This is a genomic window from Bacillus mycoides (assembly GCF_000832605.1).
GTDB classification, from domain to species: domain Bacteria; phylum Bacillota; class Bacilli; order Bacillales; family Bacillaceae_G; genus Bacillus_A; species Bacillus_A mycoides.
The window spans coordinates 3920666-3946702 of record NZ_CP009692.1 but is presented as its reverse complement, the minus strand read 5'-3'; the positions used below and the strand labels follow the sequence as shown (position 1 = coordinate 3946702).

24 protein-coding genes are annotated in these 26037 nt (G+C 34.2%); 18 read left to right on the top strand and 6 right to left on the bottom strand.

The window, feature by feature from the left end:
• Window positions 1-208: 208 nt before the first annotated feature.
• Window positions 209-2353 carry a DNA topoisomerase III gene (topB, locus tag BG05_RS22010; RefSeq protein WP_003188538.1) on the top strand — a complete coding sequence of 715 codons (2145 nt, stop codon included), beginning with the start codon at window positions 209-211 and terminating at the stop codon, window positions 2351-2353.
• Between the two features lie 504 nt (window positions 2354-2857).
• Window positions 2858-4105 carry a DUF4153 domain-containing protein gene (locus BG05_RS22005; RefSeq protein WP_002126853.1) on the top strand — a complete coding sequence of 416 codons (1248 nt, stop codon included), beginning with the start codon at window positions 2858-2860 and terminating at the stop codon, window positions 4103-4105.
• A 125-nt stretch (window positions 4106-4230) separates the two neighbouring features.
• Here the strand turns inward: BG05_RS22005 and BG05_RS22000 are convergent, their stop codons facing one another.
• Window positions 4231-5196: an arsenic resistance protein gene (locus tag BG05_RS22000; protein WP_003188533.1), complete on the bottom strand. Its 966-nt coding sequence runs from the start codon at window positions 5194-5196 to the stop codon at window positions 4231-4233.
• A gap of 312 nt (window positions 5197-5508) precedes the next feature.
• Between BG05_RS22000 and BG05_RS21995 the strand changes: the two genes are divergently transcribed.
• From BG05_RS21995 to BG05_RS21975, 5 genes are all read left to right on the top strand, one after another.
• Window positions 5509-6201 (top strand): FMN-dependent NADH-azoreductase, encoded by a 693-nt coding sequence (locus tag BG05_RS21995; RefSeq protein ID WP_016126776.1) that lies wholly within the window; start codon window positions 5509-5511, stop codon window positions 6199-6201.
• Window positions 6202-6440: 239 nt separating this feature from the next.
• Window positions 6441-7799, top strand: coding sequence for a branched-chain amino acid transport system II carrier protein (gene brnQ / locus BG05_RS21990; protein WP_002126859.1), 1359 nt, complete (start codon window positions 6441-6443; stop codon window positions 7797-7799).
• An 85-nt stretch (window positions 7800-7884) separates the two neighbouring features.
• Complete coding sequence (locus BG05_RS21985) at window positions 7885-8304, top strand: VOC family protein (RefSeq protein ID WP_002126861.1); 420 nt, start codon at window positions 7885-7887, stop codon at window positions 8302-8304.
• A gap of 355 nt (window positions 8305-8659) precedes the next feature.
• Complete coding sequence (locus tag BG05_RS21980) at window positions 8660-10309, top strand: copper resistance CopC/CopD family protein (RefSeq protein ID WP_003188530.1); 1650 nt, start codon at window positions 8660-8662, stop codon at window positions 10307-10309.
• 35 nt (window positions 10310-10344) lie between these two features.
• Window positions 10345-10965, top strand: a complete 621-nt coding sequence (locus BG05_RS21975) for a YcnI family copper-binding membrane protein (protein ID WP_003188527.1) — start codon at window positions 10345-10347, stop codon at window positions 10963-10965.
• A 118-nt stretch (window positions 10966-11083) separates the two neighbouring features.
• On the opposite strand, the gene BG05_RS21970 is transcribed toward BG05_RS21975, so the two are convergent.
• Together BG05_RS21970 and BG05_RS21965 are read right to left on the bottom strand one after the other, a co-directional pair.
• Entirely contained in the window at window positions 11084-11860 is a 777-nt protein-coding gene (locus BG05_RS21970) for an alpha/beta fold hydrolase (protein WP_016126777.1), read from the bottom strand.
• Window positions 11861-12045: 185 nt separating this feature from the next.
• Entirely contained in the window at window positions 12046-12951 is a 906-nt protein-coding gene (locus BG05_RS21965) for a DMT family transporter (protein WP_002086216.1), read from the bottom strand.
• 97 nt (window positions 12952-13048) lie between these two features.
• Between BG05_RS21965 and BG05_RS21960 the strand changes: the two genes are divergently transcribed.
• The 4 genes from BG05_RS21960 (at window position 13049) to BG05_RS21945 (ending at window position 15899) form a co-directional block, all read left to right on the top strand.
• Window positions 13049-13918: a LysR family transcriptional regulator gene (locus tag BG05_RS21960; protein ID WP_003188523.1), complete on the top strand. Its 870-nt coding sequence runs from the start codon at window positions 13049-13051 to the stop codon at window positions 13916-13918.
• Window positions 13919-14037: 119 nt separating this feature from the next.
• Window positions 14038-14469 carry an Rrf2 family transcriptional regulator gene (locus BG05_RS21955; protein WP_003188522.1) on the top strand — a complete coding sequence of 144 codons (432 nt, stop codon included), beginning with the start codon at window positions 14038-14040 and terminating at the stop codon, window positions 14467-14469.
• A 103-nt stretch (window positions 14470-14572) separates the two neighbouring features.
• Entirely contained in the window at window positions 14573-15223 is a 651-nt protein-coding gene (locus BG05_RS21950) for a DsbA family oxidoreductase (protein WP_002064866.1), read from the top strand.
• A gap of 73 nt (window positions 15224-15296) precedes the next feature.
• The gene (locus BG05_RS21945; RefSeq protein ID WP_002135720.1) at window positions 15297-15899 is read left to right on the top strand and encodes a nitroreductase family protein; all 603 of its coding nucleotides are present in this window, start codon (window positions 15297-15299) and stop codon (window positions 15897-15899) included.
• A gap of 189 nt (window positions 15900-16088) precedes the next feature.
• Here BG05_RS21945 and BG05_RS21940 read toward each other — a convergent pair whose 3' ends face one another.
• Entirely contained in the window at window positions 16089-16508 is a 420-nt protein-coding gene (locus BG05_RS21940; protein WP_002126872.1) for a GNAT family N-acetyltransferase, read from the bottom strand.
• Between the two features lie 190 nt (window positions 16509-16698).
• On the opposite strand from BG05_RS21940, the gene BG05_RS31870 reads away from it, so the two are divergent.
• From BG05_RS31870 to BG05_RS21925, 3 genes are all read left to right on the top strand, one after another.
• Window positions 16699-16833: a hypothetical protein gene (locus BG05_RS31870; RefSeq protein ID WP_002012306.1), complete on the top strand. Its 135-nt coding sequence runs from the start codon at window positions 16699-16701 to the stop codon at window positions 16831-16833.
• A 107-nt stretch (window positions 16834-16940) separates the two neighbouring features.
• Window positions 16941-18551 (top strand): amidase family protein, encoded by a 1611-nt coding sequence (locus BG05_RS21930; RefSeq protein WP_003188520.1) that lies wholly within the window; start codon window positions 16941-16943, stop codon window positions 18549-18551.
• A 159-nt stretch (window positions 18552-18710) separates the two neighbouring features.
• Window positions 18711-19730, top strand: coding sequence for an AI-2E family transporter (locus BG05_RS21925; protein WP_003188519.1), 1020 nt, complete (start codon window positions 18711-18713; stop codon window positions 19728-19730).
• A 46-nt stretch (window positions 19731-19776) separates the two neighbouring features.
• On the opposite strand, the gene BG05_RS30065 is transcribed toward BG05_RS21925, so the two are convergent.
• Complete coding sequence (locus tag BG05_RS30065) at window positions 19777-20061, bottom strand: YesK family protein (protein WP_016126778.1); 285 nt, start codon at window positions 20059-20061, stop codon at window positions 19777-19779.
• A gap of 111 nt (window positions 20062-20172) precedes the next feature.
• Window positions 20173-21117, bottom strand: a complete 945-nt coding sequence (locus BG05_RS21915) for an L-lactate dehydrogenase (protein ID WP_002064875.1) — start codon at window positions 21115-21117, stop codon at window positions 20173-20175.
• Between the two features lie 200 nt (window positions 21118-21317).
• Between BG05_RS21915 and BG05_RS21910 the strand changes: the two genes are divergently transcribed.
• The 4 genes from BG05_RS21910 (at window position 21318) to BG05_RS21895 (ending at window position 26037) form a co-directional block, all read left to right on the top strand.
• Entirely contained in the window at window positions 21318-22754 is a 1437-nt protein-coding gene (locus tag BG05_RS21910; RefSeq protein WP_003188516.1) for a flavin monoamine oxidase family protein, read from the top strand.
• A 117-nt stretch (window positions 22755-22871) separates the two neighbouring features.
• Window positions 22872-23795 carry a CobW family GTP-binding protein gene (locus BG05_RS21905; RefSeq protein WP_041868035.1) on the top strand — a complete coding sequence of 308 codons (924 nt, stop codon included), beginning with the start codon at window positions 22872-22874 and terminating at the stop codon, window positions 23793-23795.
• A gap of 130 nt (window positions 23796-23925) precedes the next feature.
• Window positions 23926-24531: a TetR/AcrR family transcriptional regulator gene (locus tag BG05_RS21900; protein WP_001290796.1), complete on the top strand. Its 606-nt coding sequence runs from the start codon at window positions 23926-23928 to the stop codon at window positions 24529-24531.
• Window positions 24532-24546: 15 nt separating this feature from the next.
• Window positions 24547-26037, top strand: a complete 1491-nt coding sequence (locus BG05_RS21895) for an o-succinylbenzoate--CoA ligase (RefSeq protein WP_003188515.1) — start codon at window positions 24547-24549, stop codon at window positions 26035-26037.

Sequence of the window (26037 nt, the reverse complement as noted above, 5' to 3'; positions counted from 1 at the left end):
TTGAGCGTCTTTTTTGTCTATAAGCATGAGAAAGAAAGTGTTATATAATGAGTTTCTATTGTGAAGCCATAAAGAATAAGCGTATAATATTATAGGTCTCCCATTTGTGAGGCAAACCGCGAATGATAAATAAGATGGTTGTTTTATCATCGCTTCTAAACAGATAGACAATGAAAGTAACACTGGAATACAGATAGGGAGTTAGAAGATGAAATTAATTATTGCCGAGAAACCAGATCAAGGTTTGGCTCTTGTTTCACAGTTTAAATATCGCCGGAAAGATGGGTATTTAGAAGTAGAAGCAAATGAGTTATTTCCAAATGGAGCGTACTGTACATGGGCAATTGGTCATTTGACGCAGTTATGTAATCCAGAACATTATCACGCTGAGTGGAAGAAATGGTCACTTAATACATTGCCGATGATTCCAGAGCGTTTTCAATTTGAGGTAACAAAGTCAAAGTATAAGCAATTTAACGTTGTGAAACAGCTGTTACATAATCCACAGGTAACAGAAATTATTCACGCGGGCGATGCTGGGCGTGAAGGGGAACTGATTGTAAGAAATATTATTAATCTTTGCAACGTGCAAAAGCCAATGAAGCGTCTTTGGATTTCATCTTTAACGAAGCAAGCTATTTATCAAGGATTTAAAAACTTACTAGATGAAGCAGATACGATTAATACGTATTACGAAGCATATACAAGATCTTGCGCTGACTGGGTCGTTGGTATGAATGCATCGCGTGTCTTTAGTATTTTGCTAAAGAAAAAAGGAATGAATGATGTGTTTTCCGCTGGTCGTGTACAAACACCAACATTAGCACTCATTGTAAAGCGTGAAAAAGAAATAGAGAACTTTAAGTCAGAGCCGTTTTGGGAAGTGTTCGCAACCTTTAATATAGAAGGAAAGAAATATGAGGGGAAATGGGAGAAAGATAATGAGTCCCGCTTAAATGACCCTGATTTGGCAAATAAAATTGCAGCGTTTTGTCAAAACAAACCGGCTGTAGTAAAAGAAATGAAAACGGAGCGTAAAGAGTTTCAGCCGCCGTTTTTATTTAATTTATCAGCACTGCAAGCGACAGCGAATAAAGCCTTTAAATTTTCACCAAAAAAGACACTTGATATAACGCAAGCACTATATCAAAAAGGGATTGTCTCTTACCCTCGTTCGGATTCTAACTATGTTACACAAGGAGAGGCAGCGACGTTCCCTGATATTTTACAGAAGTTAAATCAGTTTGATGAATATAAAGGTTTATTGCCAGCACCAATTGAATCGATTATGAATAATAAGCGTTATGTGAATGAAAAGAAAGTTACAGATCACTACGCAATTATACCGACAGAGCAAGTTACAAATCCAAGCAAACTATCAGGTGATGAAAAGAAAATTTACGATATGATCGTAAGAAGGCTGATTGCGGCGCATTATGAAGTAGCAATCTTTGACTACACAACGATTACAACTCTTGTAGACGAACGTGCTGCGTTCATTTCGAAAGGAAAACAACAAATTCAAGAAGGATGGCGTAAAGTCATTTTCCAAGACGATAAAGATGACGAAACGATTCTTCCAATTGTAGCTGAAGGTGAACAAGGGAAAGTTGTAAAGGTGAAAGTGAAAGAGGGGAAAACACAGCCACCGAAACGTTATACAGAAGGACAACTTATTACGTTAATGAAAACGGCCGGTAAGTATTTAGAGAATGAAGAGCTTGAGAAAGTATTGAAGAAAACAGAAGGTTTAGGTACGGAAGCGACTCGCGCCGGTATCATTACGATGCTGAAAGACCGTAAATATATAGATGTACAGAAAAACCAAGTGTACGCAACCGATAAAGGGAAAGTATTAATTACAGCAATCGGTGATAAAATACTAGCTTCACCAGAAATGACAGCAAAATGGGAGCAACGCCTTGCGGAAATTGGAGAAGGTACAGCTTCACCAGCGACATTTATGGAGCAAACGAAAAAGCTATCAGCTAAAATTATTGAAGATGCGGTAGAAATGTCGGAGAAATGGGATTTCACCGGATTACATGTTGAATCGATTGAACGAAAAGGATCGAAATTTACAACAGGTAAAAAGGTCGGGAACTGTAAAAAATGCGATGGCGATGTTATTGATAAGTCGACGTTTTACGGTTGTTCTAACTACAATACAACACAATGTGACTTTACCATCTCGAAGAAGATTTTAAGCAAAGCTATTTCGCAAAAAAACATGACGAAACTATTAAAAGGTGAGAAGACCGATTTAATTAAAGGCTTTAAAAAAGGCGAGAAAACGTTTGATGCGAAGTTAGAGTGGAAAGATAATAAGATTAATTTTGTGTTTGAGAATTAAGTGGTTTTAACAAATGAAAAAGCCCTTTCCCGAGTAAAATGTGCTGTATTAGGTTTGAAAATATAGATAGAAAAGAAAAAGCATGACAATTTTATGTCATGCTTTTTTATTTTATAATTACAGAGTTTTGTATACTAGCACTAAAATTTATTTGAAATAATTGTTTGAAAAGGTGTTATTAAATTGGACGTTTATATCATTTTGAGCATTTCTTTTATATAAAGGGGAAATAAGGAATTAGAAAATAAAAACAAGCAATGAAGAGAACAGCTGAAAGTAGCTTACACCGATGTTTATAAAAAGTTATAGAGCATTTCTTTGAATGAGGAATGCTTTTTGTTTTTGCTTGGAATAAAAATATACAACAAAAATACTATCTAAAATAATAAAAATTTATTGCAAAACGATAAAATTTATATTAAAATCAAAATCAGAATAAATAAGTGTGGTGCTTTTTATGGAAAAGGTAACAACGTTATTTTTAAAATTAGAGGAGGTATAAATATGGAGGTTAACAATGTGATAATTGAAAATATGGATAACCCTCATGAGTTGGAGAGAATGTATAGAAAAGACCCGAAAGCTTTTAAAAAGTCATTCTCACAAGCATGGGATGAAAACCCTGATTCTCAGGTTCTTGGTGCTTGGTATGAAAGATTGCATTTCAAGGAGACGGCAAATACAGAAAAACCTTCATTGTTTCAAAAAGGTTTCTTATTCATGGGCATTTTAGCTATTCTGGCAGGGCTAAGCACCAGGGTAATCTTCCATTTTGTCGAGCAGGAAGCAATTGCTCCAATTAACTTGGCTTTTGGTGTAATTCCCTTTATTGCTGCTTATTTTATTTACAATAATACTCCGAAAAAAAGTATTATTTATTTCCTTGCAGCATTGTTCCTAATTGCCGGGGTGTATCTTAATATGTTGCCATTAAATTATAAAGACAGCAGTATCCTTGCGTATTTACATCTTCCTATATTCTTATGGGTCTTAGTAGGGCTTGCGTTTACAGGAAATGAATATTCAAAAGGAAGTACGAGATTAGCTTATATTAAATTTAATTTGGAATATTGTATTCTCTACGCCAGCATGGCAGTGAGCGGAATGGTACTAGCAGCATTAACCATGCAGTTATTTAGGTTTGTTGACTTGAATATAGAAGACTTCTATTTTAGTAATGTTATTTTATTTGGTGCTGCCGCTCTCGCTATTGTGGCTGCATACTTGGCATCAATGAATCTTAAACTTGCTAAGAATATTACACCATACATATCTAAAATTTTTAGTCCTCTCGTCTTGATCACATTGTTGATTTATCTTATAACGGTTATATGGGTCGGGAAAAATCCGTTCTTGGACCGCAATTTCCTAATGGCCTTCAACGGAATACTCCTTGGTGTATTGGCTGTTACCATATTTTCCATTGTTGAGAGTGAATCAGACGAGAAAAAGAACATTTCAGATTATATCAATTTTGCCTTAATTGTTCTTGCGCTTATTATTGACACTGTAGCTTTGTCAGCCATCGTATTCAGACTTTCTTCTTACGGGATTACACCTAATAGACTTGCTGTCTTAGGAGTAAACATACTGATCTGGGCAAATCTAATTTGGATTATGTTTTCCTATATGCGTTTTCTACAAAACAAATCAGGACCGACAGCTATCCAAGATGCCGTTACGAAGTATTTGCCAATTTACGGACTTTGGGCAGCTTTCGTTATATTTACTTTCCCTATAATTTTTAATTAGAAAGACTTTGTTAACGTAACGACAAGCTAATTTTCTATAACGTATAAAATCCTTAGAGCCGATAAGTATCGTTACTTCTATACTTTCTCGACAATAAAAAAACGTCCCAAAGTAGGACGTTTTTTTTATGTGTATTGCTGTTTTTTCTTAATAAGTAATAACACTTGTGACACACACGCTAGTACTGGTAGTTCTATTAACGGTCCAATCACTAATGCAAGCGCGATAAGAGGCTCGTCTGGAAAAGCAGTCACAGCAATTGCGAGTGCAACAGGCGAGTTTCTCGCTAATGTTGTTAAGCTTAGGCTTACAGTGTCTTCATAGGATAAATGCATCATACGTCCTACAAACTGTCCTAGTATAAAGTTAATTATGAAGAACAGTAATACTGGTATAAGTAACAATAAAACAACATTCATATTTTGTAATAAGTACTTACCTTGTGAGGCAAACATCGCTACTATTGCTAAACTTAAAAATACAATTTGAGCAGAGCTGAAAAACGGAATGAGTTTATTCTCAAGTGTTTCAACTTTTTTCATTTTATGCATAATGAATTTTGTAGCGTGCGCAAGTAAAAATGGTAAGACGATTACGATAACAATACTTTCTACTAAAACAGAAACCGCTACAGTTTTCATGACACCAGCAAATAAAAATAAATAAATTGGAAGCAGTAGTACTTGTAAAATTAAATTTACTGGTAGAATTGATGTAGATAATGCGACGTTACCTTTTGCAATCTCTGTGAAAATTAAATACCAGTCTGTACACGGAGTAACCATTAACATAATAAAGCCGACCCAAAGTGCTGGGTGATCTGAAAGAAATAACGCGCCTAATCCCCAAGCAAGAAAAGGTGTCCATATAAAGTTAATACCTAGGCTTGTTCCAGCGAATTTTAAGTTACGGAAGCCATTTTTTATATCATTTAATGGGATGCTGAGGAATAATCCGTAAAGCATTAAAAATAAGAAGGGGACAATAAATTTTTCTGAATGCATATGTATCATATTAAATTGTCCTAATATAACCCCGAATATAACAGCTGCAAGAATGATAAAGGTTTGAATCTTTTCTAAAGTACTCATTAATAAATCCTCTCTATAGATGAATTTCTCTCTCTAGTTGTATTATACAAGGGATTTCACTTATGTGTTTTCGAATTTATCATTTCGAATGAGGAAATATATTTCTTTGTTATTTTTAATCCGAGACATTTTTCTTTTTGAGAAGTTGCTTGACTAAAGTAAGCGGGTGTATTACAGTCACTTACATAAGGTAATTAAATAACAAAAAGTTTTAATTTACTTAGGTTAAGGTATCAATTGGAACTTTTTATTAGAATAAGAATTTTTATGATGATGAATAATGAATATGATAAGAAAGTTTAGGTGAAGAAAATGGGGTTATTTAGCTCATTGTTTGGTAAAAAAGAAGAAAATACAAAAGTAGAGGGGAATAAAACAATGTCAAAAGTATTATTTGTAAAAGCAAACGATCGTCCAGCGGAGCAAGCAATTAGTTCAAAAATGTATGAAACATTTGTAAGTGCTTATAAGGAAGCAAATCCGAATACAGAAATCACGGAGTTAGATTTATTTGCATTAGATCTTCCGTATTACGGAAATATCGCTATTTCAGGTGGATATAAACGTAGTCAAGGAATGGAGATAACAGCTGAAGAAGAGAAGGCAGTTGCTACAGTAGATAAATATTTAAATCAATTTTTAGAGGCTGAAAAGGTTGTATTTGCGTTCCCATTATGGAACTTTACAGTACCAGCACCATTAATTACGTATATTTCATATCTTTCTCAAGCTGGAAAAACGTTTAAATATACAGCGAACGGTCCAGAAGGTTTAGCTGGTGATAAGAAAGTAGTTGTTTTAGGCGCTCGTGGTTCAGATTACTCTTCTGAACAAATGGCTCCTATGGAAATGGCTGTTAATTACGTTACAAACGTACTTGGGTTCTGGGGAATTACCAATCCAGAGACAGTTGTAATTGAGGGACACAATCAATATCCAGATCGCTCACAGCAAATTGTTGAAGAAGGTTTAGAGAACGTTAAGAAAGTAGCGGCGAAATTTTAAATAATGATAGTAAATGTAAAAACCAACATGGATGACCATGTTGGTTTTTTAGTCTATTCCCTATGTTAAAAAATGTATATTTATAAAATAAAAGAAAAGTTTGAAAATAGTATTGCAAAATATTATATATCAAACTATAATGAGTTCAAGAATAGTTGATACTTAAATTAAATATTCAGAAAATTCAATTAGTTAAAATTGGAAAATGAGATAAGGAAATTTGAATGGGGGGTTATATTATGGCGAATAAAGTACCGTTTTCGTTCATAGTAGTTATTGGATTAATGTTATTTGCACTATTTTTTGGAGCAGGAAATTTAATTTTCCCAGCTATGCTAGGTCAATCGGCAGGAGAGAATGTATGGATTGCTAACGCTGGATTTTTAGTAACAGGAGTAGGTTTACCATTACTAGGTGTATTAGCATTTGGTTTTTCAGGTAAAGATGATTTACAGTCATTAGCAAGTCGTGCTCACCCAGTGTTTGGGATTGTGTTTACAACAGTTTTATACTTAGCAATCGGTCCGTTATTTGCAATACCAAGAACAGGAAATGTTTCTTATGAAATTGGTCTTAAGCCTTTTATGCCAGAGGGATTAGGTTCTACACCGTTAATTCTTTTTACAATTATATTCTTTAGCATCACTTGTTTTTTTTCGCTAAATCCTGCGAAAATTGTCGATATTGTTGGAAAAATCTTAACGCCAATTAAATTAACATTCATCGGTATTTTAGTAATCGTTGCTTTTATTCATCCGATTGGAGAAATGCAAGCACCAGTTGAAGGGTATACATCACATGCATTTTTCAAAGGATTCCAAGAAGGATACTTAACAATGGACACGCTTGCATCGTTCGTATTTGGGATCATCATTATTAATGCAATTAAAGAAAAAGGTGCGAAAACGAAAACACAAATTATGGTTGTTTGTGCAAAAGCAACACTGATCGCAGCATCTATTTTAGCAATTATTTATACAGCTCTTTCTTATATGGGAGCTTCAAGCGTTGCGAAGCTTGGACATTTAGAAAACGGCGGAGAAGTATTAGCAAAAGTTTCTAACTACTATTTCGGATCATATGGCGGAGTATTATTAGGGTTAATGATTACAGTTGCTTGTTTAACAACAAGTGTGGGACTTGTATCAGCATGCTCTTCATTCTTCCATAAGTTATTTCCAAATGTTCCTTACAAAGCAATTGCAATTACGTTATGTGTGTTTAGTGCTATTGTTGCAAATGTTGGATTAACACAACTAATCGCAGTTTCTGTTCCAGTATTAACAGCGATTTATCCACTAGCAATCGTGTTGATTTTCTTAACATTCTTCCATTCATTATTCAAAGGAAGAGCTGAAGTTTATCAAGTGAGTTTAATCGTAACGTTTATCATCAGCTTATTTGATGGATTAAGTGCAGCTGGAGTTAACATTGAAGTAGTAAGCCGTGTGTTCACTAAATTCCTTCCGATGCAGGAAGTAGGATTAGGCTGGATCTTCCCAGCGATTATCGGTGGATTTATCGGATATGGCATTAGCATTTTAAAAGCGAAAAATCAAGTTCGCCCAGCAGCTAGTGCGAATAAGAAAATAAGTTAAATGAAAAAAGTTATAGAATTTGATTCTATAACTTTTTTTGTTACTATTGATAAGAATAGAAAAAATAAGTAATAGGGGAAATAAAATGAAAAAAACAATTGACCATATCGGGATCGCAGTTCGTGATATAGATAGTACGATACAGTTTTATGAAAAGGTTTTATCAGGAACTTTAATAGATCGATACGTAAGTGAAGCACCTGGTGTTGAAAGCGAAGTAGCTATTCTTGAAGTTGATGGTGATAGAATCGAATTACTTGCGCCAACGAATAATACAACTTCTCCAATAGCACGATTTATAAAGCAAAAAGGGAAAGGTGTCCATCATGTTGCGTATCGTGTAGACGATTTAGATGTAGCTTTAGAAGAATTAAAGGAACAAGGGATTCGAACGTTAGAACATACGCTTCGAATTAATAAACACGGTAGAAGATTAATATATCTTAACCCAGCGGATACAGAGGGAACAATCATTGAGTATTGTGATTATCCGGAAGAGAAATAAAGGAAGTTTATCCTTGAGAAAAGGTGTTACGTAATAACGTAACGCCTTTTTAATTTATGTATTTCTCTTTATATGGGAGGTTATTTCACACTTTTTTCACAAATGATTCACGATAACTTTTCTTCTTTAGAAACTTACATAAATATATTTTATGCTATAATGATAATCTACTTTAAAAATATAAGTAATATATATATAAGTAGCTACTATTTTGTTAGAAGTGTAGAGGTGAGGAATAAATAGAGAGTGATACTAAATAAATCCTTATACTTAATCAGGTTAATATTTTATCAAGAAATAAAACTTGGGAAGTAAAAAGTAATGAAAGTGTAGTGACGAAAAAGAAAGAAGTGAAATGATTGTGAAAGTAATACGAAGGTTAGGGGCATGGCTATTAATAGCGTGCGTGTTTATCATATTGATACCAAAAAGCGCATCTGCTCATGCGTATGTTGTGAAATCAAATCCTGCTGAAAATGAAACGTTAAAGAAAGCACCATCTGTTGTGAAAATTGAATTCGATGAGGACATACAAGTTTCAAGTTTTAATACATTGTTCGTAAGAGACACCTCAGGTAAAAGAGTAGATTTAAAAGATGCACATATTGATAAGAAAAACAAAAAAATATTAGAGGCTGGGTTAAAAGAGAATCTCAAAAATGGTCTCTACTCTATTCAGTGGAAAGCTATTTCAGCTGATGGACATCCGATTCAAGGAGTTATTCCATTCCGTATTGGATTAGCAGAAGCGGGAACAGATGATATAAAAGTAGAAGAGATGGGCTATGTTCCCCAAATCGATATGATTATGGAACGCGGAATTTTATATACAAGTTTTTCTCTATTTATTGGTGTTCTATTATTTAATCTTATCCTTTATAAAGGAAGTGCAAGTCAAGTTCAGTCGAGGAGTAAGAAAATAATATGGATATCATTATTTGGGATATTCATTAGTTTACTTTTCAATTTACCGTTGCAAGCGAAAATAAATGCTGATGTTTCATGGCTAGAAGCATTCGATCCTTTATTATTAAAAGAAACATTACAGCTATCTGTTTTTGGTTATGTATGGATCACTCAAATGGCTCTTATTAGTACGCTTATGATTGTTACATATTTTGCAGTGAAGAGTGAGAGGGTTTCGTCGTTTAAAGTATGGAGCATTCCAATTGTATTATTTATTGGGTTACTTGTTATGAAAGCCTTCAATAGTCATGCATATGGATTAAAGTTTAAAGAAATTGCTGTCGTTATGGACTTTCTGCATTTATTCGCAGCTTCGTTATGGATGGGGGGGCTATCATCGATTGTTCTTCTGTTACGTAAAGAGGCTGACAAGTGGACTATGTATTGGGATGCGATTAAGCGTTTTTCGCCATGGGCAACAGGTGCTGTCATAGTGATTTTATTAACGGGTCTTTTTAACAGTACATTTTTTATTCCCACGATCCATTCCCTATTTGATACGAAGTATGGATTGGCCTTATTAGCAAAGATACTTTTATTCGTGTGTATGGGGATATTGGGAATTATTCATTATGTGAAAGGGAGAATGCGAGCGCAGCAAAGGTTAGGAGCTACGGTGAAAGTAGAGTTTATCATTGGAATTATCGTTTTCGTAATCGTAGCTTTTATGACAAATGTACAAACGCCGCCGATGCCTCCTACGGGACCTTTTACAGAGAGTAAACAATTAGATAATGGATATGAACTTACTTTACATGTAAGTCCTAATAAGGTAGGACAGAATACATTTCATATTACTTTGAAGGATGAGAATGGACAGCCTGTTACTGATATGGAACAAATTGTATTGACGACTCAATCTTTAGATATGAATATGGGCAAAGGTTCATTTAAAGTTTCGGCAGTGTCACCGGGAGAATATGAAGCGGAAGGTATGTATATTAACATGACAGGAAACTGGGATATACAAGTTCACGGATTAACAAAATCTCTTGATAGTTTCGATACGGATTATAAATTTATTGTAGGTGGCAGATAAAAAAGACGTTATAAATGAAAAGGAGTTTATAGAAAATGAAACGTATAAAAAAATTAGGAACAACAATGATCGCAACAATAATTGCAATGGGTATTTTTTCGTTACCTGTTAGTGCTCACGTAACTGTGAAACCAGCAACTTCTGACGTTAGCTCTTGGGAGACTTATACAATAAAGGTACCTGTTGAAAAGAATATGGCAACAACAAAAGTCACACTGAAAATACCGTCTGGAGTCGAGTTTCAACAGTACGAGCCAGTGCCAGGGTGGAAAGTGGAAGAACAAAAAGATGCAGCTGGAAAAGTTAAAACTGTAATATGGGTAGCAACAGGAGAAGGGATTTTACCTGGTCAGTTCCAACGATTTACTTTCGTTGCTAAAAATCCAGATAAAGAGCAACAAATAGCTTGGAATGCATATCAACAATATAAAGATGGAGAAATTGTTGAATGGACAGGCGATGAGAAAGCTGAAAAGCCCCACTCACTTACTACGATTGCAAAAGGTACATCATTAACAGGAGAACATGGTGAAGTATCTAGTGTGGAAAAAAATGAAGGTACAAGTAATATGCAAACAATAGCAATTGTCTTATCAGTTTTAGCGATTGTATCTTCCGTAGGTACGTGTGTTTTTGTAGTACGTCGTAAAAAGTAGGGAACATTGAAAGGTCTCATTGAAAGTAATGAGACCTTTGTTAATAAAATTTTGAGATTAAGCAGCTTCGAGGGGGATTAGAGCTACAAATACAACATGGTTTATTAAGATAAGGAACTCAATTGACTGTCATTACTTCTTCTGGTAGGTTATCATGCTTAAGCCAGTTTTCAATTAAAGTATTAAATAGTTTGGGATTTGCTAAAGGGATTCCATGACCGATTTTAGGAATGATAATACCTGTGCAATTAGGATTGCTTTCAAGGATTGCAGTCATCGAGTCTTTCATGATTCTTTTTTCGTTTTCTCCAACAGTCACTAATATATTGCTACTAGCATTCTCGAAACCTTTTGGTATTGTAAACGACATATTTTCTTCTAATATCCTCACAAATGTATTTTTACTTATTTGACAACTTTCATGATAATAGTTATCAAATTGTGTTTCATCTATGCACATTGATTTTGCTTGTATTTTGGAAAACGTCTTACTCTTTATAAGTGGATAGGTTAAGCCAAGGGATCTTATTAATGTTTTAGCGAAAGGAATTAGTTTAACTAATGCGCTATTTATCATAGCGTATTGAATTAAGTTTGGTTTCATGCTGAGCATTGCAATTAATACTTGAGCACCTAACGAAAAACCGATTACTATAACAGTTTTACCTTGTCCTTTTTCTTCAACTAATTCGATGATTTTTTCAGCACTAAAGTGTATTGAAAAATGATCCTTACTACTATTTTTCCCTTGCTCGGGTAAATCAGGAACAAGGCAGTGAAAGTTAGTAAAATGTTTAATTTGTTTGTCCCACATCCATCCACTGACTCCGCCCCCATGAATAAAAACCATAAGTGGAGAGCTTGAATCTCCAAATTCTTTATACTGTAAAACCATATAATTCCCCCTTATGATTAGAATTGTTAGTCCATACATATGTATTAGAGATAATATTTTCTACTTAATTATCATCATACAATAAAAAAGAAAAATTTTCCTTTTGCTAAGATGTTAAGTGACTGTACTCATAAAATGGTAAAAAAGAAAGAGCCTACAAGTGGTAGACTCTTTCTCATATCTATTTATTTCACTTCAACTTGCTGCCTTACAGCAAGTGCTTTCGGCTTTATATTTACAAAACAAATGCTTACGATAATAAATAAAAGTCCGATGAATAAGCTAATTGTAATGGCCTCATGTAAGAAAATTGAACTTACAATAATAGCGATCAGTGGGATAAGGAACGTATAAGCCCCAACTTTACTTGCCTCACCAGCTCCTACAAGTGTAAAGTAAGCGAGCCATCCCATTGCAATAACAAAGAACGAGATGAATAGTAGTACACTTACAAATGGTATACTCCAAGCGATGTTAGACCAGCTCTCAAATTCTGAACCAAATCCGATTAAGCAAAGTCCGCCAATAATAAGCTGAAGTGTTACCATCCAAATGGCATTAACGCGGTGTCCAGTTTTCTTAATAAATACTGTGCCGAGTGCCCAGCCGATAGCGCACCCTAAAGCAAGTAGTACACCGATAATAGAAATATGTCCAGTTAAACTACTAGAGCTAATAACCCCAACACCAATAAATCCAAGAATAAGTCCGAAAATTTTCAAGCCGTACATAGATTCTTCAAGCCAAATCCATGAGAAAATGCCGAGTAAGACAGGTTGGAGAAATACGATTGCGGAGAAGAGTCCGGCGGGCATATACTGAAGTCCGACAGTTTGTAGTCCGTAAAACAAAATAATATTGAGTAAAGATGAAATAAAGTATAAATGCCAAGTTTCCTTTAAATTTAATTGTTTGTATTTCGGTAATGCGAAAGTAAGTAAGATAAATCCTCCTATTAATGTTCTAATCCCTGCAAAGAGTACGGGTGGTGTGTAATGCAGAGCGAATTTTGATAACGGCCAATTAATTCCCCACATAATAACGAGAAATGTAAGGATTATGGCAGTCTTAGTTCGAGAAAGCTGTGTCACTGTAATCCCTCCTTGTTGTATTCCATTTCACTATGATATGATATCGACTATGATAAATAAAATGAATCTTTTTTATAAGGAGTATAAGTGATTAGTTATGACCATTACACAACTTCAAGTTTTAATTAAAACGGTTGAATTAGGGAGTTTTACGAAGGCTGCTGGGATGTTAAATATGACACAGCCAGCTGTAAGTCATGCGATTTCAAGCATTGAGTCAGAGTTAGGAGTTACCATTCTTATACGCGATAAACGAAAAGGGCTAATCGTTACGGATGTTGGAAATAGAATTCTTGTACATATTAGAGAAATCTTAAACGGCGTTGAGAAGATTGAACAAGAAGTAGCGATGGAGAAAGGGCACGAAATTGGGACGATTCGAATTGGGAGTTTTCCGAGTGCTTCTGCACATTTCTTACCCAAAATGATAAATCTTTTTAAGGAGAAGTATCCGAACTTAGAAGTCGTTCTTTGTGAAGGCACGATTAAAGAAGTTGAAGATTGGTTAGTATCGAGGGTTGTTGATATAGGAATTGTTATTTTGCCTAATAAAGATATGGAGATCGTGCCCTTAACGAAGGGGAAAATGGTTGTTGTCTTAAGAGAGGATCATCCTCTTTGTAAGAACGATTCTATTACAATAGGTGATTTAGAGAATGAACCGATCATATTATGTAAGGGTGGGTACGAACCACCCATTATCGATATGTTTAAACAAGCGAACGTACCACTTCGGGCTGAATATATAATTTCCACAGTTACAACAGCTTTAAATATGATTCAAGAAGGATTAGGAATCGCAATTTTGGCTGAGTTATCTTTAACGAGTTTACCAAAGAATATACAAACGAGAGAATTGGAACCACAAGTATGGAGAGAAATTGCTTTAGCTGTTCCTTCATTAAAGGATTCTTCACTCGCTGTACAGCTATTTATTGAAGAATTCCAAGACTTGTTTGCAGAATAAGGAGAGGTGTCTCATATATTGTAATGGGGCACTTTTTTATTTGCTTTAAAAAATTTGTAAAAAGGATTGACTTATTTTTCTGTTGTAACTATAATGATTACATCGAGGTGGTGATCACGATGAAAATTAGTAGCCGCTTTTCTATAGCTGTTCATATTTTATCTATTTTGAAAAACAATCCATCTTCAGTTTGCACTTCAGACTATATGGCCGAGAGTGTAAATACAAATCCGGTAGTCATTCGTAAAATAATGTCTTACTTGAAACAATCTGGATTTGTTTACGTAAATCGCGGACCAGGTGGCGCGGGATTATTAAAGGATTCACATGAAATCACATTGTTAGATGTGTACCATGCAGTGAATGTAGTAGAAGAAGACAAACTATTTCACATTCATGAAAAACCGAATCCAGACTGTCCAATTGGGGCGAATATTCAAGCTGTTTTAGAGGTTATTTTAGTTCAGGCGCAATCTGCGATGGAAGAAGTGTTGAGAAATATTACGATGGGGCAGTTATTTGAATCTTTACAACAAAAAATGAAAGCATAATATGATAATTGCAAGTCTCTAAAAGAGAATGCATATTTTTTTCTTAAAATTGTAACTGTTTTGGTTACATCTAAAAATAAAAAGAAGGTAAGGTGTAAAAGATATGACTGTAAAAATGAAAGTATACTCAGATTTTATATGCCCGTTTTGCTTTTTAGCAAAAGGCCCATTAGATGAAGTAGCGAAAGAGAAAGATGTAGAAATCGAATGGATGCCATTTGAATTGCGTCCAAGTCCATATTCTAAAATAGATCCTTGGAACGAGCCAGATAAGTTAGGTTCATGGGATTCTTTCATTCTTCCTACTGCAAAAAAATTAGGGGTTGAAATGCGTCTGCCACGCGTTTCTCCGCATCCATATACACATTTAGCTTTTGAAGGGTGCCAATTCGCGAAAGAGCGTGGACTTGGAAATGAGTATCATCACCGAGTATTTACTGCGTTTTTCCAAGAAGAGCAAAACATTGAAGATATTGATGTATTAACGAAATTAGCGGTAGAAGTAGGGCTTCCTGAAGCTGAATTTAAAGATGCTTTAGTAAATCGTAAATATAAAGAAAAACATCAAGAAGCAATTCAGCATGCATATGATGAAGCAAATATTATGGCTGTTCCAACTGTCATGATTGGAGATGAAGTCATTCAAGGACTTGCTAGTAAAGAAACGCTAGAAAGAGTAATTGATAAAGAAATCGAAAAGGATAAAACAAATTCATTTGAAGGTATGCAATGTAAGACGGATGGATATTGCTAATTCGTCTTGCATGAAAGACTCAAGTTGATTTGTTTAAATAAAAATAATAAAACATATATTTGGAGGAATTAAAATGTCAGCAACTACAACAAATTTAAAAGAAGCAATCGTGAACCGTCGTTCAATTCGTAAAGTAACAAAAAACGCTACAATTACAAAAGAAAGAATTGAAGAAGTTTTAAAAACAGCTTTACACGCACCAACTTCTTTCAATATGCAAAGTGGCCGTATGGTTGTATTAATGGATGGAGAGCATGAAAAGTTTTGGGATATCGTAAAAGAAACGCTTAGATCACGCGTGCCAGCAGAAAATTTTGAAGCAACAGTAGAAAGACTAAAAGGCTTCCATGCAGGTGTAGGAACAGTTCTATTCTTTGAAGATCAAGCAACAGTAGAAAAAATGCAAGAAAATGCACCATTGTATAAAGATCAGTTCCCATTCTGGTCTCATCAAGGAAATGCAATGCTACAACATACTGTATGGATGCTATTATCGGCTGAAGGAATTGGAGCGTCATTACAACATTACAATCCAATCGTAGATGCTGAAGTGAAAGCAACTTGGAACATTCCAGCAGAGTGGAGCTTAGTAGGACAAATGCCATTTGGTGAGCCAAATGAACAACCAGGGGAAAGAACATTCTTACCTACTGAAGATGTAGTGAAATTTTATTAAAAAATACAATTCAAAATCAAAATTAAAAAAGTTAGATAAATGAAAGGACAGTAGATAGTATATATACTATCTACTGTCCTTTCTTATTTAATATTCACACCCAATCGTGGAAGATCTTATTTAAGATAAGCATTACTGTGAGAACAATTTCTTTAATATTGATGACGTATAATTAAAAATCTATTATGTTTATTTTTTTGAAATTACAGTAAACATCCCCGTCATGTTTGGTGAGTAATCTTTAAAATCATATTTTTCATAGAACGATTCTTTACCTTGTGATGCAAACAAACCGACAAATGCCTTATCAGGGGCATTCTGATTTAAGTATTCAACCAAAATATGCATGATTTCTTTCCCGATTCCATTTTTCTGATAATCTGGATGGACTACTATATCTTGAATATAGAAATAGATAGCCCCATCACCAACAATTCTCCCCATACCCACAATTTGTTCATTATCCTTGACTGTGATGCAGTGAACAGAATTCTTCAGTGATGTTTCCACCACTTCAAAATTCATATAATTAGTCCATCCCACAGACTCGCACAAATATTTGTACTCTTCCAATGTTGGAATGTTATTTTTAAACTCATATTTTTTCAAAATGTATCCTCCAAGTCCTCAAATTCAACAAGTATAATAAATTCGACATTTTTCTATCTATTCCTCTTACGCAACAGAACTCCTTTTAGTTATTGAATTTAGTGTAGTTTCCTTATTTGTATTTGTGTTAATTTATAAGAGTTTAGGGAAGAAATATAAGAAATAATCCGGTGAGAAAGGAAGTAGAAAAATGAATGATGAGAAAAAATATACAGTGGTAGGTACTGATGTTGATGAAGTGAAACGTTTAAATAAAAATTCAGGATTAACATATAATCAGGTGAAGGAATTGTTAGCGAAGCAAATGCAAAAAAAAAGTAATTAGATTGAAATCTTTCATTTTTTCATTTAGCATTTTGATTGGAGAGAGTTAAGTAAAAGGTAACTCTCTTTTTTATATAAATGAGCAACTTTTAGAGTGGAGGAAGCAACATGAAAAAATGGGTAAAGATAACGTTGTCTATCGCCGGAGGTATTGTTCTATTGGCATGTGCCGGAGGATATTACGTGTATAAAAATTATTTTCAAAAGGAACCTGAGCGTATTGTATATGATAAAGACAGAGTGTTAAAACCGATACATAATCAGCTTAAGGGGATCGACATAGATAATATAAAGATAAAAGAAAAAGAAGTTGTAAATGCGACTGTGGATGAGCTTCAAAAAATGGTTGATGATGGGAAATTATCATATGAAGAATTAACGAGTATTTATCTTTTTAGAATACAAGAACACGACCAAAGTGGAATATCATTAAATGCTGTTACAGAGATTAATCCTGATGCGATGGAAGCAGCACGAAAGTTAGATAAAGAGAGAGCGTTAAAGAAGAAATCGAACTTATATGGCATTCCTGTCATTGTAAAAGATAATATACAAACGGAAAAAGTGATGCCGACAAGCGCAGGAACTTATGTATTAAAAGATTGGATTGCAGATGAAGATGCGACGATCGTGAAGAAGTTGAAAGAAGAAGGTGCTTTTGTTTTAGGAAAAGCGAATATGTCTGAATGGGCAAATTATTTATCTTTTACAATGCCAAGTGGATATAGTGGGAAGAAAGGACAAAATTTAAATCCATACGGTCCGATTACGTTTGATACATCGGGATCAAGTTCTGGATCTGCTACAGTAGTTGCAGCAGATTTTGCACCGCTTGCGATTGGCACAGAAACGACTGGATCAATTGTAGCACCAGCATCCCAGCAATCAGTAGTTGGATTACGTCCATCTTTAGGTATGATTAGTAGAACTGGAATTATTCCGTTAGCTGAAACGCTTGATACTGCAGGGCCTATGGCAAGAACGGTAAAAGACGCGGCAACGTTATTTAATACAATGGTAAGTTATGATGAAAAAGATGCTATGACAGAAAAAATGAAAGATAGAGATAGAATAAATTATACGAATGATTTATCGATAGATGGATTAAAAGGGAAAAAGATAGGGATTCTTTTTTCTGTAGATCAACAAGATGAAAATAGAAAAGCAGTAGCAGAAAAGATTAGAAAAGACATTCAAGATGCAGGTGCGATATTGAGTGATGATATTCAGTTAAACAGCGAGGGTGTAGATAATCTGCAAACATTAGAATATGAGTTCAAGCATAATGTTAACGACTATCTTTCGAAGCAAAAAAATGTGCCTGTAAAATCGTTAGAAGAGATTATAGCGTTTAATAAAAAAGATAGTAAAAGACGAATGAAATATGGACAAACATTAATTGAGGGCTCTGAAAAATCTGCTATAACGAAAGGTGAGTTTGAAAAAGTAGTTCAAACGAGTCAAGAAAATGCAAGAAAAGAGATAGATAGGTATTTAGTAGAAAAAGGTTTGGATGCTCTTGTGATGATTAATAATGATGAAGTTCTTCTATCAGCTGTGGCTGGTTATCCAGAATTAGCAGTGCCGGCAGGGTATGATTCTGATGGTCAGCCGGTAGGCGTAGTGTTTGTTGGGAAACAGTTTGGTGAAAAAGAACTTTTTAATATTGGATATGCGTATGAACAGCAATCTAAAAATAGAAGATCTCCTAAAATATAGAGTTGATAAAGTAGTTTTTAGAAAAGTATTAGATAAAAAAATCCGACAATAAAAAAGAAAAAAAGGATTCTTTCCAATTAGTAAGAAAGATTGTCTATAGAAGTTCATAAAATGTAATATATCCGATTTCCATCCATTGAAGGGAGAGGTTAATTCTTAATGAATGAAGTGAAAAATTTCTTTCGAAGCAGAGGGTTTCAACGGTTTCTCGTTTTAATAATATTAGCGCTTGTATTGTATGGATTAAAAAGTATGATTAATTTAATATTAATTACGTTTATTCTCACGTTTTTGATGGATCGATTTCAAAAGTTTATTTCAAAAAAATTGAAAGTAAATAGGAAAGTGGTTATTGCTTGTTTATATATTGTATTAGTGACGTTTATTGTAACTACATTATATAAATATTTACCTGTGCTAACGATACAAATTTCACAATTAATTTATCAATTTAAATTGTTTTTTCAACATCCACCTGATAATGAGATGATTAGATACGTACTTTCAGCAATTAATGAAATGGAAGTATCAAAATATATTGAACAAGGTGTGGATGTCATTTATCAATCAATAGCAAACATAGGAAAGGTAAGTTTGCAAATACTATTGTCTCTTATTCTAAGCTTATTTTTCTTATTGGAAAAAGAGCGAATTATTTCATTCACGTCTAAATTTAAAGATAGTAAATTAAAGATTTTTTATGAGGAGATTGCATATTTCGGTGAAAGATTTGCAAGATCGTTCGGAAAAGTGATTGAAGCACAGTTTTTAATTGCAGTTGTAAATTGTGTGCTCACTGTAATTGCACTTGTCATTTTAGGATTTCCACAGCTTCTTGTATTGGCTGTCATGGTCTTTCTACTCGGCTTGATTCCAGTTGCTGGTGTTATTATTTCCTTGTTTCCACTTTGTATCATTGCCTATAACGTCGGCGGGGTTATGTATGTTGTATACATACTAGTGTTCATTACAGTAATCCACGCTCTTGAAAGTTATTTTTTAAATCCAAAATTTATGTCTGCAAAAACGAATTTACCAGTATTTTATACATTTATGATTCTTATCTTTTCAGAGCATTTCCTCGGAATATGGGGGCTTATTATCGGAATACCAATCTTTATCTTTTTATTAGATGTACTTGACGTAAATAACGATGAACCGATTAAAGATAATAAATGATAGAAAATGACCGATGTTTTCTCTTGATGAAAACATCGGTCATTTATTATTTTTTCTTTGGAGGAGGTAGTTTAATGAATCTATTTGCAATTAAAGCTATAATAACAGCAGCAAAAATAAAGACTGCGATTACACCAACTCCCATACCTGCCCATCCTCCTATAAGGAAGATACTTATCGGTATTGCTAACAAGCTTAAAATAATTAGAATCAATCCGAGATTCTTATCATATTTTGTAGTTGGGAATAGCGTTCTGATGATTAAGAAGAGGAAAAGTATTAAGGATGCTACAGCTAGCAAGAGGATTACAATCGTCCAAGAATCATTCATGAAATCACTCCTTTTTATAGATAATATTACAGTTTAAATTGAGGGGGAACTATAAAAATATAAAAAAGCAATCCAATATAAATCGGATTGCTTTTTTGATTGAAAATATGATTAAAGAACAGGAGCCATTGTTTCTTTCAATACTTGAACAGAGTGATCGAATTTTAATTCTTCCTCTTCACTTAGTTCAACTTCTAAAATTTCACGAACACCGCCGCGGTTTAAAACAGCAGGTACGCCAATATAAACATCTTGTTGGCCGTATTGACCTTCAAGGTATGCTGATACAGTTAATACGCTGTTTTCGTTGTTTAAGATTGCTTTCGTGACACGTAAAAGTGACATGCCGATACCGTAGTATGTAGCACCTTTTCGTTCAATAATGTGATAAGCTGCATCACGCACGTTTATGAAAATATCATCTAAATCTTTTTGGTTATATGTGTTGTCTTTTTCAAGAAGCGTTTGTAGTTTTTGAATACCAATTGATACGTGACTCCAAACAGGAAGTTCTGTATCACCGTGCTCTCCGATAATATAAGCGTGAATGTTATGAGGTCCAATATCGAAGTACTCACCTAACATATAGCGGAAACGAGCAGAATCAAGAGTTGTACCAGAACCGATTACGCGTTCTTTCGGTAATCCAGATTCTTTCCAAGTTACGTAAGTTAAAATATCTACAGGGTTTGTTGCGATTAAGAAGATACCGTCAAAGCCGCTATCCATAATGCTACGAACAATTTGCTTGAAAATTTTAGCATTTTTCTCAACTAAATCTAAACGTGTTTCACCTGGCTTTTGTGGTAATCCAGCTGTAATTACAACAAGATCTGCGTCTTTACAATCTTCATAACTACCTTTCCAAACCTTTGTTGGAGCTGGTGCGAAAGGAACGGCATGGCTTAAGTCCATTGCTTCTCCTTCAGCTTTTGCTTCATTTACATCAACTAAAACAAATTCTTCAGCTACAGCTTGGTTAATCATACAGTAAGCATAACTACATCCAACTGCTCCTGTTCCTACTAATACAACACGGTTAATACCTTTTTTCATTTCAAAATTCCTCGCTATTTCATAAATTTTATTATGTAAGATAATACGTCTTACTTCTATAGTTTCATATCTATTTTATTACATTTTATAAAAGATATTCAAGTGATTGAAAATGTATCCACTCAATTACTTGAATGAAACATAGGAATCCTGTTAAACGAATATAATTCAGTAAAATCCTTCGTAAAAGGGGAATTGGCATGGGGAATCCATTATCGATGGAACAAATGCTTCAAATTGTTCATGAAGGGCTTGCCAAAACGAATAACCCCAAACGGATTACAGTTGCCGGTGCAGGGATATCTGGATTAGTTGCAGCATCTTTATTAAAAGAGGCTGGACACGAGGTAACGATTATAGAAGCGAATAACAGAATAGGTGGCAGGGTGTATACGATTCGTGAACCATTTAGCGCAGGGTTATATTTTAACGCAGGCCCTATGCGTATTCCGGATACTCATGATTTAACTTTAGCCTACATTCGTAAATTTAAACTACCGTTAAACCTTTTTATTAATAAAACTTCTTCAGATATAATTTATACGAATAACAAAAGAACGAGATTGGATGTGTTTGAAAAGGATCCAAGTGTACTTGGATATCCAGTTTTAGATAAAGAAAGAGGGAAAACAGCAGAAGGGTTAATGTTAGGGGTATTGGAACCGATACTTAATTATATTAAGAAAGATCCGGATAAAAACTGGATTATTGTTGAAAAAAAGTATAAAACATATTCGCTCGGTTCATTTTTAACCGAGTATTATTCAGATGGGGCAATAGATATGATCGGAGTACTTCTTGATATGGAAGCATACATGGGAATGTCCTTAATTGAAGTATTACGCGAAATGATCTTTTTCACTTCAACGACGAAATATTATGAGATAACGGGCGGGATGGATGCATTACCAAATTCATTTTTACCAGAGCTAAAGGATAATATTTTTATGCCGTATAAAGTAGAAAAAATTATACAGGAAGATAATAAAGTAATGATGCAAGTAACACATGAACAAACGTTAAATTCATTTATAGTAACTGGTGACATCGCTATTGTCACAATTCCATTTTCAGCTTTGCGATTTGTAGAAGTTCAGCCATATCATTTATTCTCTTATTATAAAAGGCGGGCAATTCGTGAATTAAATTATATTGCTTCAACTAAAATTGCGATAGAGTTTAAAAGTAGATTTTGGGAAAGAGCAGGACAATATGGTGGTAAGTCAATTACAGATTTACCTATCCGCTTTACATATTATCCGAGCTACGGCATTCATACACCAGGGGCGGCTATCGTTTTAGTGAGTTATACGTGGGCAGATGAGGCGTTAACGTGGGATAGTCTCTCGAATAGAGAACGTATTCGTTATGCGTTGAAAAATTTAGCGCAAATATATGGAAATGTGGTTTATAGTGAGTATGTTGCGGGAGAATCTTTTAGCTGGAGTCAAAATCCGTATTCTTGCGGAGCATTTACAGCTTTTGAACCAGGGCAAGAGCTTGAATTGTTTCCATATATTACGCCGCCAGCGGGTAGAGTGCACTTTGCAGGAGAACATACGACATTAACACATGGATGGATGCAAGGAGCAATCGAGTCTGGAATTAGAGTTGCTCATGAAGTGAATGGAAAATGAAACGATAATCTAGTAGTTTTGTTTACAAATAGGTATTCTTTTAATAAAATGATAAATATAAATCGTAATAATTACGCTTTGAAGAAATTTGAAGTAGAGAAATGGATGGTCGGTCGAATGAGTAAAGTAGAAATTCATATATTAGGTGGTTTTTTAGGTAGCGGAAAATCAACATTGCTGCAAAATTTATTATTAGCAGAAAAGAAGAAAAATCGAAAAGTTGCAGTTTTGATGAATGAAATCGGTGAATACTCGGTAGATACAGATATTATTGGAAAAGAGAATGTGTTAAGGGAACTGCTGAAAGGATGTATTTGTTGTACGTTAAAAGAAGAGCTTGAAATTCAATTACATTCTTTATATCAACAAGAAAGACCAGATGTAATTTATATAGAAACAACAGGTGTCGCACATCCAATTGAAGTGTTAGATGCATGTGTATCACCAATTTTAGCTCCTTTCCTTGAAGTGAAATCTATAGTAGTCGTATTAGATGCAGTAAGATGGTTAAACCGAAGTATATTAAGTGCAAATGTACAACAGCTATTACATGAGCAAATGAAATATGGAAGTCATATTCTTATTAATAAATCAGATTTATTAACAGATTCGGATAAGAACAAAGTACTTGAAGACGTAAAGGCAATAAATAATCATGCGAAATTGTTTGAAACAAAGTATTGTAATATATCTTTAAAAGATATAGAAGAAGCTGAATTTGTGAGAGATGGAGAACATGAGACACTACATGTCAAACAGCATTTACATATACAAACGATGACGTATCAATTTACGAAATCGATTGATCAAGATAAATTATATGAATGGCTTTCGAATTTACCAGATAGTATTTATCGCGTAAAAGGATTTGTGAAATTCCATGGAGATAAATACCCTCACTTATTCCAATATTCATTTGGCGTACCAACCTTACTGGAACAAGACTTCGGTTTCCCGACAAATTTGGTAGTAATAGGGGAAGGATTAGATAAGAAGCAATTGGTTGAGGGGTTAGAGAAAGTAGAACTTAATTCTAATTAAGATTAAAGGACTAACTTCAAAATAAGTTAGTCCTTTTTTGTATGTAGAAAAACGCTTGCGGATTTTGTCTAATGAAAATAATTGAAAAATTCAGAAACATATTTATAATCAAATCTAAGAGGTGATTCAGGTGTCAGAAAAAATAATAATGGATGTAAAAAACCTAACAACAAAAGGGTTAGAAACGAGAGAGAAATTATTGTGTGCTGCAGAAGAGGTATTTGGTAATAAAGGATATTACGAAGCTTCTATCGTGAATATTACACAAGAAGCAACAGTAGCGCACGGAACTTTCTATAATTACTTTCCATCTAAAAAAGATATATTTGATGAATTGATTCGCAGATTGAACCGTGAGTTACGCTTAATTATTAAAGAAGAAATGAAGGGGATATCAAGTTATGAAGAGGCACAAAGAAGAGGTTTTCAGGCCTTTTTTCGATGGGTGAAAGATCGTCCTAATCTATATAACATTGTACAACAGGCGGTAGTTGTTGATGATAATTTATATAGATGGTATTATGCAAAGCTCGCAAATGGATTTTTAAAAAGTTTATCGGCTGGCATGGAAGCGGGAGAATTTAAACAACTTGATAAAGAAACAATTGCGTATTGTCTTATGTCAATTGGTCAATTTTTAGGAATGCGATGGGGCTATTGGGAAGAGAAAGATGTTCCGGAAGATGTATTTGAAGCAGCGATGTCATTAATATTTGAAGGATTGAGAAAGAGATAAGGGAGTGGGGAAAATATGCAAGGCATTGCTTATTGGATTGAAAAACGGGCCTATTTACATCCAGATCGCATTGCCATTATTACAGAAGAGGAGGAAATGACATATAAACAGTTACATGAGTATGTAAGTAAAGTAGCAGCATATTTAATTTACGACTTAAATGTGCAAAAAGGAGAGAGGATAGCTATTTTATCACAAAATTGCTTGGAATATATTGTACTTTTATTTGCTATAGCAAAGGTAGAATGTATTGCTGTTCCACTGAATATACGGTTAACAGAAAATGAACTTATATTTCAGTTAAAAGATAGTGGAGCTACAGTTTTATTTGTAGAGGAAACATTTCAAAATATGGCACTGTCAATGCAGAATGTAACATATGTACAAAGAGTTATTTCGATTAAAAGTTTAAAAGAAATAGAAGATAGAAAAATTGACAACTTTGAAGAGATAAATGAAAGCGCATCCTTTATTATATGTTATACCTCGGGGACAACAGGACAACCGAAAGGAGCTGTACTTACACAAGAGAATATGTTTTGGAATGCGCTTAATAATACATTTGCGATTGACCTAACTGTTCATGACCGCTCCATTGTGTTATTGCCTTTATTTCATATTGGTGGGATTGGTTTATTCGCATTTCCAACTTTATTTGCAGGTGGAATAATCATTGTTCCGAGAAAATTTGAGCCAACCATAGCTCTTTCTATGATAGAAAAATATAAAGTGACTGTTGTAATGGGAGTACCTACAATTCACCAAGCATTAATTAATTGCGCAAAGTTTGAAACTACAAATTTACAATCAGTTCGCTGGTTTTATAACGGTGGTGCACCATGTCCAGAAGAGTTGATGAGAGAATTTATAGATAGAGGATTTTTATTTGGTCAAGGCTTTGGTATGACTGAAACATCACCAACCGTATTTATGCTTTCAGAAGAAGATGCAAGACGTAAAGTAGGCTCAATTGGAAAACCTGTTCTGTTTTGTGATTATGTACTTATTGATGAAAACAAAAATAAAGTTGAGATTGGTGAAGTTGGAGAGTTACTAATAAGAGGACCAAATGTAATGAAAGGGTATTGGAATCGGCCAGATGCAACAGAAGAAACGATTCAAGATGGTTGGTTATATACGGGAGATTTAGCTAAAGTTGATGAAGATGGTTTTGTATACATTGTCGGTAGAAAAAAAGAAATGATAATTTCCGGTGGTGAAAATATTTATCCCCTTGAAGTAGAGCAAGTTATTAATAAACTATCAGAAGTATGTGAGGTAGCAGTAATTGGTACACAACATGTAAAGTGGGGAGAGATTCCAATCGCCTTTATTGTGAAAAAGAGTTGCAGTGTATTAACTGAAAAGGAAGTCATTGATCATTGTCGTTTATTACTAGCCAAATATAAAGTTCCAAAAGAAATTGTGTTTCTAGAGGAATTGCCTAAAAATGCAACTGGTAAAATTCAAAAAGCACAGTTAGCAAATCAACTGAAAAGTAGGTGA